Here is an 11,810-nt window from a genome sequence, read left to right as displayed (position 1 = left end):
TCCGTTTCGGTGAGATCATCCCGACATGGACACCGGAGTCTCCCTGACCGCGGCCGCCGCGGCATCCGACGATGAAGGCGTGGACACGCTGACGATCGGCAAACGCATCCGGCAGCTGCGCACGGCGCGCGGCCTGACGCTGGACGAGCTCGCCACCGCGGTCGGCCGCGCCCCCAGTCAGATGTCGATGATCGAGACCGGTCGGCGCGAGGCGAAGCTCACGCTCCTGCAGGCGATCGCGCGGGCGCTCGGGACGGGTCTGGACGCCCTCCTGGATGCCGAGCCCCTCGACGAGCGCGCCTCGCTCGAGATCGCGGTCGAGCGTGCGATGCGCGGGTCGACGTTCCAGGCGCTCGGCATCGCGCCCTTCCGTGTCGGCAAGACCGTGCCGGATGAGGCGCTCGCCGCGATGCTCGCGCTCCAGTCCGAGATCGAACGCCTCCGCGACGAGAGATCCGCCACCCCCGAGGAGGCCCGCCGCGCCAACGTGGCGCTGCGTCGTCTCATGCGCACGCAGGACAACCACTTCCCGGAGCTGGAGCGCACGGCATCCGAGATCCTCGCCGCGGTCGACCACCCGGGCGGCCCGCTCACCCAGCGCGCGGCCAGCGACATCGCCGCCTACCTGGGCTTCTCGCTCCACTACGTGCCCGATCTGCCGCAGACCACCCGCAGTATCGCCGACGTCAAGAACGGGCGCCTCTACCTGTCGACGCGCGTCGCGAAGGGCGATCCGCGCGCGGCCGTGCTGCAGGCGCTGTCGAGCCGCATGCTCGGGCACACCGAACCGAAGAGCTACGGCGAGTTCCTCCGTCAGCGGGTCGAGACGAACTATCTCGCCGGGGCGCTGCTGATCCCGGAGGCGCACGCCGTGGCGGCGCTGACGGAGGCGAAGGCCCGCCGCGCGCTCAGCATCGAAGATCTCCGCGACACCTACTCGGTGTCGTACGAGACCGCGGCGCACCGCTTCACCAACCTCGCGACGGTGCATCTCGGCATCCCGGTGCACTTCCTGAAGGTCCACGAGTCGGGGACGATCACCAAGGCGTACGAGAACGACGACGTGAACTTCCCGACCGACCGGCTCGGGTCGATCGAGGGCCAGATGTGCTGCCGCCGGTGGACGAGCCGCGTGGTCTTCGACGAGGACGATCGCTTCAACCCGTACTACCAGTACACCGACACCGGCAACGGCACGTACTGGTGCACCGCGCGTGTGGAGCAGTCCAGCGAGGGCGCGCACTCGGTGAGCGTGGGCGTGCGGTTCGACGACACCAAGTGGTTCCGCGGGCGCGACACCCCCAACCGTGCCGTGTCGCGGCACGCGGTCGAGACGTGCTGCCGGCGCCCGCCCGCGGAGCTCGAGGCGGCGTGGCGCGACAACGCCTGGCCGAACGTGCGGACGCCCCGCACCCTGCTGGCGACCCTGCCCACGGGGGCGTTCCCGGGGGTCGACACGACCGAGGTGTACGAGTTCCTGGAGGCCCACGCGCCGAGGTGACGGGCCGGCGCCGCGCGTGGGCGTGCCGTGCCGTGGTGCCGTGCCGTCGTGCGGAGTTCGGGGGTGACACGCCGATTCGGGATGCCAGACGGCGGCGTGTCGACGGAGAACTCCGCGGGAGGGTCCGCGGCGCAACCGATCGCTTGCGAAAAAACCTCACACATGTAAGGTTTCTCCCACGAGCTCCGTCCCCCCGGAGCGCTTTCGATGAGGAGAGCCCGTCATGAAGCACACCCGCTTGGCATCCACCGCGATCGCAGGACTCGTCGCGTGCGGTCTCGTCGCAGCCGCTCCGGCGACCGCCGCCCCACCCGGGCCGCCGCCGCACGCGGGGTCGCACGCTCCGACCGGACCCGGCGCCCGCGACCTGCAGCGCTACGCGGAGGACACCTGGGCCTCGATGGCCGCCATGGCCCACCCCGCGACGGGGCTCCCCGACGACAACATCGGGGGAGATCTGGATGCCGCCACGGCATCGGGCTACACCTCGCCGACGAACATCGGCGGTTACCTGTGGTCGACGGTCACCGCGCGCGACCTCGGCATCATCGGCGCCGACGAGGCGCGCGACCGTCTCACCGCCACCGTCTCGAGCCTCGAGCGCATGGAGCGCAACGATGCCAGCGGCATGTACTACAACTGGTACGCGCCCGACACGGGCGCGAAGCTGGAGATCTTCCCGACGTCCGGCGAGGTGATCCACCCGTTCCTCAGCACCGTCGACAACGGATGGCTCGCCGCGGCGTTGCGGATCGTCCGCGAGGCCGAGCCGACCCTCGCCGGCCGCGCCGACGCGCTGTACGAGTCGATGGACTTCTCGGCGTTCTTCGATCCCGCGGGGGCGCCCGGGCTGCCCGCCGGGACGAACCGGGGCGGCTTCTGGGAGGAGCCGCCCGGCGACGGCTGCGCGGTTCCCGCCCCGATGTACAACGGCAGCGGCGCGCAGGCGTTCTACACGTGCCACCATTACGACACGACGGTGAGTGAGAGCCGCATCGCCACGTACCTGGGCATCGCGCAGGGTGGCATCCCGGCGACCGCCCTGTACGGAACGCACCGCACGATGCCCGCCGGGTGCGACTGGGCGTGGCAGGAGCAGCTCCCCACCGGCGAAACCCGCTCATACGACGGTGTCGACGTGTACGAAGGCGTCTACTCCTACGACGGGATGTCGTTCGTGCCGAGTTGGGGCGGCAGCATGTTCGAGTCGCTCATGCCCGACCTGCTCGTCCCCGAGACGAAGTGGGGGCCCCGGTCCTGGGCACTGAACCATCCGATCACGGTGGAGATCCAGAAGCGCCACGGCCTCGACGAGGCCGGATACGGCTACTGGGGCTTCTCGCCCGCCAGCAACCCGTTCGGCGGCTACAGCGAGTACGGCGTCGACATCGCCGGCATCCGCTCGGATGGGTACACCTCGGATGCCGAGAAGACCGACGTCGACATCGACCGCCCCGGCTGCACGACCGGGACGAACCCCGACCCGACCTTCGGTGACGGAGTCGTCACGCCGCACGCAGCCTTCCTCGCCCTGCCGTACGACCGCGCGGGAGTGCTGAAGAACCTCCGCGGCATCGAGAAGAAGCTCGGCGCCTACGGCCCGGGCGGGTTCTACGACGCCGTCGCGGTGAAGAGCGACACCGTCGCGAAGCGCTACCTCTCGCTCGACCAGTCGATGATCCTGGCCGCGATCGGCAACGCCCTCACCGGCGACACCCTCAAGGACTACTTCGTCGACGATGAGCTCGAGCAGCGGTTGCGTCCCGCGATGGAGCAGCAGGTGTTCGGCTCGTCGTGGGGCACGCGCCGCCACTGACCGACTGCCCGACCGATGCCCGGTACCCTCGCGGGACCGGGCATCGGTGCGTGCGGGAGGAGACGGATGACGGACGAGGGGATGCCGCGCGCCCCGCGCGGGAGCTATCCGAAGGGTCTTCAGCGGCGCCAGCGGATCGTCGACGAGGCCATGGTCGTCTTCGCCCGATCGGGGGTGACCAGCGGATCGCTGCGCGAGGTCGCCAAGCGCGTCGGGCTGACCCCCGCCGGGCTCCTGCACCACTTCGCGACGAAGGAGGAACTGTTCACCGAGGTGCTGCGCCAGCGCGACGAGCGCGTCCGCGCCGCCGCCGGAGACCCCGCGGAGCACACCCTCGTCGAGCAGATGGGCAAGGTCGTGGCGCACAACGCCACCGCGCGTGGCCTCACCGCGCTCTACACGGTGGTCGTCGCGGAGGCGAGCGACCCCGAGCATCCGTCGCACGTCGCGTTCGCCGCGCGGTACCGCGACAGTGCGGCGCGGGCTGCCGAGCTGCTGCGGGCGGGGCAGACGGCCGGGGAGGTGCGGGCCGACATCGACCCCGACCGCGCCGCGCGGCTCCTGAGCGCCGTGATGGACGGGCTGCAGCAGCAGTGGCTCCTCGACGATTCGGTCGACATGTCCGCGCACTTCGCCGAATTCGTGCGCGGGTACCTTCAGCCGCGGCCCTGACGGCCGGCATCCGTCCGACGGCGCCCGAGCGTGTGCCGTCGTGCGTGCCGTCGTGCGGAGTTCGTGGGGAACACGCCGGTTCGAGACGTCGTGTGGCGGCGTGTCGGGGGCGGACTCCGCGGTGCGCATCAGGCCGCCCGGGTCCGGCGACGTCGGTCGATCGGGTGGGCGTGTGCCGTCGTGCGGAGTTCGTGGGGGACACGCCGGTTCGGGGTGCCGTGTGGCGGCGTGTCGGGGGCGGACTCCGCGGGACGGTCCCGCGAGTTCGGTGTCGACGCGGTGACGTCACCGATCGGAGAGAGTGCCGACGGGACGGCGTCACCGATCGGAGAGATGGATGCCGCGATCGAGAAGTCCGCGGAGCGCAAGCTCGACGGTCGGCCAGTCGTGGATCACCATCGCGTAGTCGAACCGCAGGGTCACGAATCCCCACGCGGCGGCGTTCGCGTCGCGCACGAGGTCGCGGTGCCGGTGTTCGGGGCTCGCATGGTTCTCGACGCCGTCGACTTCGACGACCAAACGCTCGCCCAAGAGCAAGTCCACACGGCCGACCGAGACGAGATTCTGCTGCGTGCGCACGCGAATGCCCCACGCCCGCAACCGCCATCGAACGAGCGTTTCGAGACCGCTCTCGGCGTCGGCGCGAGCGAAGGCGATCGCCTCACGCCCGGTTTCGTTGGTGTTCGCGGCGAGCCACGTGAGATCTGCGCCGCCGATCCGCCTCTGGTGCAATGCCGATTCGAGCGCGACGAGGAAATCCTCTACCCCGCAGCATCGGAGGATCTGCCGGAGGACCTCGCGGACGTGAGGCGGCCCGAACGCGTCGTGATCGATGCGATCCCAGTGGATCACGGCGCCGTCTGACCGACGGTGACCGTCGGGGCGGACGGCGACGTGCAGCGGTTCTGCAGGGGAGAGCACCCACAGGCCTTCGTGCCGCGCCGCCGAGACGCAGGCGAGCGTCCCTCCGAGGAGCGCTGCGCGTCGTGCGATGTCGCACGTGTTGGCATCCGCGTACACCCCGCGTCGGAGACGCGTCAGCGAGCCATTGCGTTGCGCCGCGTCGAGCCGCCGACGCGACACGCCGCCGGAGAACAGCTCTGCCCGCGTGCGGATGCGGGCGCCCGAGCTGCACATGAGGCAACCCTGGCGAATCCGTCGTCCTCCCCGAGGTGCCCGGCATCCGTTCAGTGGATGGAACCGCCCCCCGGGACTCTGGGGAGGAACCGTGCCCGGGGGCACCGCGCGTGTGCCGTCGTGCGGAGTTCGTCGGGAACACGCCGGTTCGGGGTGCCGTGCGGCGGCGTGTCGGGGGCGAAGTCCGCCGTGTGGATAGGGCCGCCCCGCCGCAGTACCGGCTGTAGACCGGGCAGGGGCGTGTGCCGTCGTGCGGAGTTCGTCGGGAACACGCCGATTCGGGATGCCGCGCGGCGGCGCGTCGGGGCCGAACTCCGCGCGACGGCCCCCCGAATGCGCAACCCCGACCGCCGCAGGGTTGCCGCGGCGGAATTTATGCGCTTAAACTGTGGGGGACACCGCGCCCGACGACGGGCGCCCGTTCGAGGAGGAACACGATGAGAAAGACCCGATGGGGCGCTGTCGCCGTCGTTGCGGCGGCCGCGATCGCGTTGACCGGATGCGGACGTACCTCCGATGCCGGCCCGGGTGCCGCCGAGGCCGGCACCATCGGTGACGCCAAGGCCGAGGGCACGCTCACGATGTGGGCCATGGGCGCCGAGGGCGAGGCGCTGCCCGAGTTCGTGAAGACCTTCGAAGAGGCCAACCCGGGTGTGACCGTCGACGTCACGCCCGTTCCGTGGGACGCCGCGTACAGCAAGTTCCAGACGGCCATCGCCGGCGGCAACACCCCCGACCTCGCCATGGTCGGCTCGACCTGGATGGCCGACTTCGGCGACGCGCTGCAGACGGTTCCCACCGACCTCTCGACCGACGGCATCTTCCCCGGCGCGATCGACTCCACGAAGATCGACGACCGCGCGACGGGCGTGCCGTGGTACGTCGACACCCGCGTCCTCTACTACCGCACCGACGTCGCCGCCCAGGCGGGCTGGAACCAGGCCCCGACCACCTGGGACGAACTCATGCAGATGGCCGCCGACATGCAGTCCAAGGGGGGCGCCGAGTACGGCATCCGCCTCCCCTCGGGCAACGACTCCTTCCAGGGGAACCTCTGGATGCCGTGGTCCAACGGCGCCGAGTTGGAGAACGGCTCGAAGTGGACCCTCGACACCCCCGAGACGGTCGAGGCGCTGGACTACTACCAGAGCTTCTACACCGAGGGCATCGCCAACCCCGCGGCCGATCGCTCGGCCGGGGCGCAGGAGGCGGACTTCGTCTCGGGCACGACGCCCATGTTCATCGACGGTCCGGCGTTCATCGGTCTGCTCAACGACCTGGGCGGCGAGGGCTTCGGCGACAAGATCTCCACCGCGGTGCTGCCCGCGAAGGAGTCGTCCACCTCGTTCAGCGGCGGGGCGAACCTCGCCGTGTTCGACGACTCGAAGAACGCCACCAGCGCCTGGAAGCTCGTGCAGTGGCTGACCGAGCCCGAGACGCAGGCCGCCTGGTACGAGGCGACCGGCGACCTCCCCGCGGTCCAGGATGCCTGGAAGTCCGACGCCCTGGCCTCGTCGAAGACCCTCGCGGCCTTCGGTACGCAGCTGGAGACCGCCCAGTCGGTGCCCGCCGTCACCACGTGGGTGCAGGTCGCCGCCGCCGGTGACGCGATGCTCGAGAAGATCCGCCTCGGCCAGCAGTCACCGGCCGACGGGCTGAAGGAGCTCCAGGCCACCGCCGATCAGCTGGGTCTGGGCTGAGACCATGACGCAGGCAGTCGTGGGTGCGACCGGACGGGCTCCGGCCCCCGGTCGCGCCCGCGCCGGCGGGGCGTCGAGCCGCCGCCGGCGCCAGGGATGGGTCGCGTGGGGCTTCGCCCTGCCGTTCGTCGCGGTCTTCGCGGTCTTCATGGTCGTGCCGATCGTGGGCTCCTTCGCGATGTCGTTCACCGACTTCACCGCGCGCGACATCCGCTCGCCCTTCGCGGTGAACTTCGTCGGACTCGAGCAGTACCTCTCGGTGCTCGGCGACCCGGTGTTCCTCACCTCGCTCGGGGTGACCGCGACGTTCGTGGTCGTCGGCATCCCGGTCACCATGGCGATCGCGCTGGCCCTCGCCCTCGCGCTCAATGCCAGCCACGGGCGGTTCGTCTCGATCCTGCGCGTGGGCTTCTACGCTCCGGTCGTGACGAGCATCGTCGCGGTGGCCGTCGTGTGGCGCTACATCCTGCAGCCGGAGGGGCTGCTCAACTCGGCGTTGGCGCTCATCGGCATCCAGGGTCCGGACTGGCTCAACGACACCCGCACGGCCCTGCCGTCGCTCATCGCGATGGCGGTGTGGCGGAACGTCGGCACCCTCATGGTGATCTTCCTCGCCGGGCTCCAGGCGATCCCCACCGATGTGAAGGAGGCCGCCCTCATGGACGGCGCCTCGTCGTGGCGGCGTCTGACCTCCATCACCCTCCCGCTGCTGCGTCCGACGCTGCTGCTGGGGGCCGTGCTCATCTCGGTCGGGTTCCTCCAGTTCTTCGAGGAGGCGTTCGTGATGACGCAGGGCGGGCCGCTCAACTCCACGCTCTCGGTGGCCTATTACACGTTCAAGCAGTTCGGCTTCGGGCAGTACGGCACGGCCTCGGCCGCGAGCTACCTGCTGTTCCTGGCCATCGCGCTGCTCAGCCTGGTGCAGTTCCGCGTGCTGCGCTCGAAGGATTGAGGGAGGATGCCATGACGCTCACCACCCCCGCCGCCCCGGCCGCGGTCGCAGACCGCACCGAGCAGCCCCGCCGCCGCGCCGAGAAGCGCGTCACCCCCGGTCGTGCGCTGACCTACGGCGTCCTCGTCGTCGGGCTGATCGTGTGGATCCTGCCCTTCGCGTGGATGCTGCTGGGCTCGGTGAAGACGCAGCGCGAGATCCTGCAGCGCCCGCCGACCTGGTGGCCACAGGATTTCACCTGGGAGAACTTCGGCGCCTGGTTCGGGCAGCTGAACTTCGGGCAGTTCTTCGGCAACAGCATCGTCGTGGCGCTGTTCACCGTCGCCGGCAACCTCGTCTTCTGCTCGATGGTCGGCTACGCGCTGGCGAAGATGGACTTCCCGGGCAAGAAGGCCCTGTTCCTCGTCGTCATGCTGACGCTGATGGTCCCGGGTGTCGTCACCTTCGTCCCGCTGTTCGTGATGGTGTCCTCGCTCGGGCTCGTCGACAGCTACGCCGCGCTGATCCTGCCGTTCGTCACCACTCCGCTCGGCGTCTTCCTCATGCGGCAGTTCATGCTCGGCATCCCGGATCCGCTGCTGGAGGCCGCGCGCATCGACGGGGCCGGGGAACTGCGGATCTTCGCCCGGATCGTCATGCCGCTGTGCGGACCGCCGCTGGCGACACTCGGCATCCTGACCTTCCTCGCCTCGTGGAACAACTTCCTCTGGCCGCTCGTGGCGGCGCAGACCGAGGCGAAGTACACCCTCCCCGTGGCCCTGTCGCTGTACTCGACCGGGCAGAGCGCCACGAACTACGGCCTGCTGCTGGCGGGATCGGTGCTCGTGATCGCGCCGATCATCCTGCTGTTCGTCTTCCTGCAGCGGTACTTCATCCAGGGCATCGCCTCCACCGGACTGAAGTGATCCGCGACCGATCCGAAAGGATGCCATGACCTCCGCCCGCTTCCTCACCGCCCCGGACGGGACGCGTTTCCGCGACCTCAACGGCAACGGCGTGATGGACCCGTACGAAGATCCGCGCCGCAGCGTGGACGAGCGCACCGATGATCTGCTCGGGCGCCTCAGCCTCGAGGAGAAGGTCGGTCTGATGTTCCAGACCGTGATCGAGGTCGGCGAGGACGGCGAACTGCTCGAGACGCCGGGGAAGATCTCGAAGTCCCCGACCACCACGGTCGTGGTGCACAAGAACATGACGCACTTCAATGTGCACGCGATCCGCACGGCCCGGCAGGCAGCGGCCTGGAACAACGCGCTCCAGGCGCTCGCCGAGACGACGCCGCACGGCATCCCGGTCACCATCAGCACGGATCCGCGCCACGCGTTCGTCGAGAACACGGGAGTGGGGTTCGCGGCGGGACCGTTCTCGCAGTGGCCGGAAGGTCTCGGACTCGCGGCCCTCGACGACGTAGAGACGGTGCGAGAGTTCGCCGAGGTCGCGCGGCGGGAGTACGTCGCGGTCGGCATCCGCGCGGCCCTGCACCCGCAGATCGACCTCGCCACCGAGCCGCGGTGGGGCCGTCAGGCGCAGACCCTGGGGCAGGATGCCGCGCGCGTCGCGGAGTTCACGGCGGCGTACCTCCGCGGGTTCCAGGGCGAGCGGCTCGGCCCGGACAGTGTCGCGTGCACGACGAAGCACTTCCCGGGCGGGGGGCCGCAGCAGGACGGTGAGGACGCGCACTTCCCCTACGGCCGCGAGCAGGTGTACCCGGGCGGGATGTTCGACTACCACCTCGAACCGTTCCGCGAGGCGATCCGCCGCGGTACCGCGGGGGTGATGCCGTACTACGGCATGCCCGTGGGGCTCGAGCTCGACGGGCGTGCCGTCGAGGAGGTCGGCTTCGGGTACAACAAGCAGATCGTCACGGGCTTGCTGCGCGAGGAGCTGGGCTACGACGGCGTCGTCGTCACCGACTGGGAGCTCGTCAACGACAACCACGTCGGCGATCAGGTGCTGCCCGCGCGCGCGTGGGGCGTGGAGCATCTCACCGCGAGCGAGCGCATGGAGAAGATCCTGGATGCCGGCGCCGACCAGTTCGGCGGCGAGGAGTGCGTCGAGATGCTGCTTGATCTCGTCCGCGCGGGCCGCGTGCTCGAGGAGCGCATCGACGCCTCGGCGCGGCGCCTTCTGCGGGTGAAGTTCGAGCTGGGGCTGTTCGACGACCCGTACGTCGATGTCGACGAGGCCGAGCGGATCGTCGGCAACGCCGAGTTCCGGGCGGCGGGGGAGCGAGCGCAGGCCCGTTCGCTCACGGTGCTGGTGAACGAGGGGGCGACGCTGCCGCTCCGCCCCGTCAGCGCCGTGTACGTCGAGGGTTTCCGCGCCGGCGACGTGGACGAGCTCGGCACGGTCGTCGCCGATCCGGCGGACGCCGATCTCGCCGTGGTGCGCATCGGTGCGCCGTTCGACCCGCGCGACGACCTCTTCCTGGAGGCGTGGTTCCACCAGGGGTCCCTCGAGTTCGCGCCCGGCCTGGTGTACCGGCTGCAGAAGATCGCGGCATCCTGCCCGCTCGTGCTGGTCGTGAACCTCGATCGACCGGCGATCCTCACGCCGTTCGTGGGGCACGCGTCCGCGATCGTCGCCGACTACGGCAGCTCGGCGCGCGCCGTCCTGGACGCCCTCACCGGGCGCGTGGCGCCGCGGGGCCGCCTGCCGATCGAGATCCCCCGCTCGATGGATGCCGTTCGCGCGTCGCGCGAGGATGTACCGTCGGACACCGGCGACCCCGTCTTCCCCGTGCACTTCGGGCTGGAGCTCGCGGGTGTGGAGGACGCGCCGGAGCCGAGCAGGGGGTACGTGCACCGATGAGCGAGACGGACGCGACGCGTCGACCGACCGTGTACGACGTGGCCCAGGAGGCCCGGGTGTCGATCGCCTCGGTGTCGTTCGCGTTCCGGCGTCCCGACAAGCTCAGCGATGCCACGCGCGAGCGCGTGCTCGAGGCCGCGCGGCGGCTGGGCTACGCGCCCAGCGCGGCCGCGCGGGGCCTCGCGCACGGCCGCACCGGCACGCTCGGACTGCACGCGTTCGACCTTCTGCTGGAGCGGGCCGACCCGCTCACGCAGACGCCGTCGCTGACGGGGCTCGCCACGCCTCGGCTCGACGCCGACGGCGTGATCCCGTGGGCGCAGACCGACGACGACGTGCTGTCGGATCCCCGGGCCTTCCCGCTGTACGTCGACGAGGTGCAGCGCGGATTCGAGCTGGAGTGCTGGGCCCTCGGTCGACCCGTGATGCTCAGCAGCGGCGCCGGCACCGACGTCTCGGTCGCCGACACCGCGGGTCGCGTCGACGGGCTGGCGATCTTCCCCTCGCCTCAGACGGCCCCCGCGCTGGCCCGGTACGCCCCGACCATCCCGATCGTGCTCTTCAGCGCCGCCCCCGGCGACGATCACCACCACCGGGTACGCGTCGACAACGCCGGGGGGATGCGCGCCCTCGCCGACCATCTCGTCCGGGAGCACCGCATCCGCGACATCGCCTTCGTGGGGCGCCCCGAGGCCTCCGACACCGCCGAGCGTCTGACCGGGCTGCAGGACGCCCTCGCCGACCTCGGGATGTCGTTGCGCCCGCAGGTGGTGGATGCCACGGTTCGCGGCGAGGACGAACTCGTGCCCCAGCTGCGCGCGCTCCTCGCCGACGGGCGGATGCCGCAGGCCCTCGTGTGCGCGACGGACCAGCACGCGTTCGCGGTGCTCGACGCGCTCGCCGCGGAAGGGCTGCGAGTGCCCGAGGACGTCGTGGTGACCGGCTTCGACGGCACGCTCGCCGCCCGCCTCAGCTCCCCGCCGCTGACGACCGTCCGGCAGCCGATGGAGGCGATGGGCCGCGCGGCGGCGCGCATCCTCGCCGGGGTCGCGGGCCCCGCCGACCGTCCCTTCGACGTGGTGTTCGAGCCGCGGCTCGTGGTGCGCCGCAGTTGCGGCTGCCCGGGCTGATCCCCGACACCGTGGCAGCGGCTGCGGCGCGCGCCGTCGAGCGGACTTCGTCGGCGACACGCGGTGGCCGTGGGGGTGCGGCGGTGTGTGT

The 11,810-nt window shown here is 70.9% G+C and carries 9 protein-coding genes; 8 read left to right on the top strand and 1 reads right to left on the bottom strand.

Annotated features, from left to right (window positions below):
• Positions 1-25 precede the first annotated feature (25 nt).
• From BGO45_RS06205 to BGO45_RS06195, 3 genes are all read left to right on the top strand, one after another.
• Positions 26-1,501: a helix-turn-helix transcriptional regulator gene (locus BGO45_RS06205; protein WP_292691849.1), complete on the top strand. Its 1,476-nt coding sequence runs from the start codon at positions 26-28 to the stop codon at positions 1,499-1,501.
• A gap of 223 nt (positions 1,502-1,724) precedes the next feature.
• Positions 1,725-3,317, top strand: a complete 1,593-nt coding sequence (locus tag BGO45_RS06200; RefSeq protein ID WP_292691847.1) for a glucoamylase family protein — start codon at positions 1,725-1,727, stop codon at positions 3,315-3,317.
• Positions 3,318-3,383: 66 nt separating this feature from the next.
• Entirely contained in the window at positions 3,384-3,989 is a 606-nt protein-coding gene (locus BGO45_RS06195) for a TetR/AcrR family transcriptional regulator (RefSeq protein WP_292691845.1), read from the top strand.
• A 318-nt stretch (positions 3,990-4,307) separates the two neighbouring features.
• Here the strand turns inward: BGO45_RS06195 and BGO45_RS06190 are convergent, their stop codons facing one another.
• Entirely contained in the window at positions 4,308-5,126 is an 819-nt protein-coding gene (locus BGO45_RS06190; protein WP_292691843.1) for a type IV toxin-antitoxin system AbiEi family antitoxin domain-containing protein, read from the bottom strand.
• A 437-nt stretch (positions 5,127-5,563) separates the two neighbouring features.
• On the opposite strand from BGO45_RS06190, the gene BGO45_RS06185 reads away from it, so the two are divergent.
• Genes BGO45_RS06185 through BGO45_RS06165 form a run of 5 tightly spaced genes read left to right on the top strand, consistent with a single transcriptional unit; the run spans position 5,564 to position 11,719 of the window.
• Positions 5,564-6,826: an extracellular solute-binding protein gene (locus tag BGO45_RS06185; protein ID WP_292691841.1), complete on the top strand. Its 1,263-nt coding sequence runs from the start codon at positions 5,564-5,566 to the stop codon at positions 6,824-6,826.
• A gap of 4 nt (positions 6,827-6,830) precedes the next feature.
• Positions 6,831-7,778, top strand: a complete 948-nt coding sequence (locus tag BGO45_RS06180; RefSeq protein ID WP_292691839.1) for a carbohydrate ABC transporter permease — start codon at positions 6,831-6,833, stop codon at positions 7,776-7,778.
• Positions 7,779-7,789: 11 nt separating this feature from the next.
• Positions 7,790-8,683: a carbohydrate ABC transporter permease gene (locus BGO45_RS06175; RefSeq protein ID WP_292691837.1), complete on the top strand. Its 894-nt coding sequence runs from the start codon at positions 7,790-7,792 to the stop codon at positions 8,681-8,683.
• A 25-nt stretch (positions 8,684-8,708) separates the two neighbouring features.
• Positions 8,709-10,589, top strand: a complete 1,881-nt coding sequence (locus BGO45_RS06170) for a glycoside hydrolase family 3 N-terminal domain-containing protein (RefSeq protein ID WP_292691835.1) — start codon at positions 8,709-8,711, stop codon at positions 10,587-10,589.
• Positions 10,586-11,719, top strand: a complete 1,134-nt coding sequence (locus BGO45_RS06165; RefSeq protein ID WP_292691833.1) for a LacI family DNA-binding transcriptional regulator — start codon at positions 10,586-10,588, stop codon at positions 11,717-11,719. The genes BGO45_RS06170 and BGO45_RS06165 overlap by 4 nt, the downstream gene beginning before the upstream one ends.
• The last annotated feature ends 91 nt before the right edge of the window (positions 11,720-11,810 follow it).

It is taken from the genome of Microbacterium sp. 71-36 (assembly GCF_001898305.1).
GTDB lineage: Bacteria > Actinomycetota > Actinomycetes > Actinomycetales > Microbacteriaceae > Microbacterium.
Note: the sequence above shows the minus strand (reverse complement) of the source record. Positions and strands in the feature narration are given on the sequence as shown.